The sequence below is a fragment of the Streptosporangium sp. NPDC006013 genome, assembly GCF_040614275.1.
GTDB lineage: Bacteria > Actinomycetota > Actinomycetes > Streptosporangiales > Streptosporangiaceae > Streptosporangium.
Genome location: NZ_JBEXUE010000878.1, coordinates 1 through 1,919, shown reverse-complemented (window position 1 = coordinate 1,919; position 1,919 = coordinate 1). Strand labels below are relative to the sequence as shown.

1 protein-coding gene is annotated in these 1,919 nt (G+C 72.1%); it reads left to right on the top strand.

The annotated features are described in order from the left end of the window. On the top strand, positions 1 to 1,919 hold a 1,919-nt coding region (locus ABZ260_RS50565), incomplete at both ends, for an SDR family NAD(P)-dependent oxidoreductase (protein WP_355632987.1).

Sequence of the window (1,919 nt, the reverse complement as noted above, 5' to 3'; positions counted from 1 at the left end):
CGGGAGTTGTATGCGCGGTTCGCGGTGTTCGCGGCGGCGTTGGATGAGGTGATCGCGGAGCTGGATCCGTTGCTGGACGGGTCGTTGCGGGAGGTGCTGTTCGCCGAGCCGGGCAGCGAGTTGGCGGGGTTGCTGGATCTGACGGGGTGGGCGCAGCCGGCGTTGTTCGCGGTGGAGACGGCGCTGTTCCGGCTGGTCGAGTCGTGGGGGGTGCGGCCGGATGTGCTGGCGGGGCACTCGATCGGGGAGATCACCGCTGCCCACGTGGCGGGGGTGTTGTCGCTGGCCGATGCGTGTGTGCTGGTGGCGGGTCGGGCGCGGTTGATGCAGGCGCTCCCGGCCGGTGGGGCGATGGTGTCGGTGCGGGCGTCTGAGGAGGAGGTCGCCGCTCTGCTGGCCGGGCGTGAGGACGAGGTGTCGGTCGCGGCGGTGAACGGCCCGGCTTCGGTGGTGATCTCCGGGGTTGAGGAGGCGGTCCTCGGTATCGCGGCCGTGCTGGAGGAGCGCGGGGTCAAGACGCGGCGGTTGCGGGTGTCGCACGCGTTCCATTCGCCGTTGATGGAGCCGATGCTGGAGGACTTCCGAGCGGTGGCGGGCGGGTTGACCTACCACGCGCCGCGTATTCCGGTGGTGTCGAACGTGACCGGAGAACCGGCCACGGCGGAGCAGTTGTGCTCGCCGGATTACTGGGTGGAGCAGGTGCGTCGGGCCGTCCGCTTCTCCGACGGTGTCCGGACACTGCACGCTCAGGGGGTGCGGGCGTATCTGGAGCTGGGGCCGGACGGGGTGCTGGCCGCGATGGCGGCCGACACCCTCGCCGCGGAGGCCGAAGCCGGTTCTGGCCCGGACGCGGTGCTGGTGCCGGTGCTGCGCGGGGGCCAGGACGAGCAGGCGACGATCGTGATGGCGCTGGCCGGGTTGCATGTGCGCGGGGTTCTCCTTGATTGGCGTGCGGTGTTGCCGGGTGGGCGGCGGGTGGAGCTGCCCACGTATGCCTTCCAGAAGGAGCGGTTCTGGCCGACCGGTCGGCGGGGCGGGGACGCGCGAGGCCTGGGGCTTGAGACGGTGTTGCACCCGTTGCTGGGCGCGGCAGCGGAGCAGCCCCTGTTCCAGGTGGCATGGAACCCGATCGAGACGCCCGCGACCGCCGGTGCGGCGCGGGTGACCGAATGGTCCGCTTCTCCTGATGCGGCTGCCGATGCCGCCGATTCGGTCGTGGTGGTGGACTGCACGGCACGGCCGGCCGGTGAGACGCCGGAGGTGGTGCGTTCGGTGGTCGGTGGCGTGCTTGAGGCGCTGCAGGCGTGGCTGGAGCGGGAGGATCCGACGTCGGCGCCTTTGGTGGTGGTGACCCGGGGCGCGGTGGCGGTGGGTGACAGCGTGGATGTGGATGTGGCGGTCGCTCCGGTATGGGGGTTGGTGCGGGCGGCGCAGGCCGAGCACCCGGGACGGTTCGTGCTGCTGGATCTGGACGAAGGCCGGGAACGGGACGCGGCGGTGGGTGTGGCGGTGGCCTGCGGCGAACCGGAGCTGGCGGTGCGGTCCGGGGCGTTCCTGGTGCCCCGGCTGGTCAGGATGGTCCAGCCTGAGCGGCCCGTCGCCGTGATCGCCGACGGCTCGAATTCGGGCTCGGATCTGGGCTCGGTCGAGCGGTCCGGCGGCTCCGTCGGGTTGGCGGCGGGGACGGTGCTGGTGACCGGCGGCACCGGCGGGTTGGGGGCGTTGCTGGCTCGTCGCCTGGTGACCGATCACGGTGTGCGTTCCTTGCTGCTGGCCAGCCGGCGGGGGTTGTCGGCGGAGGGTGCCGAGAGGCTGGTGGAGGAGCTGACCGGGCTGGGGGCGAAGGTCGGCGTGGTGGCGTGCGATGTCGGGGATCGAGACGCGCTGGCACAGGTCGTGGGGTCGGTTCCGGATTCGGC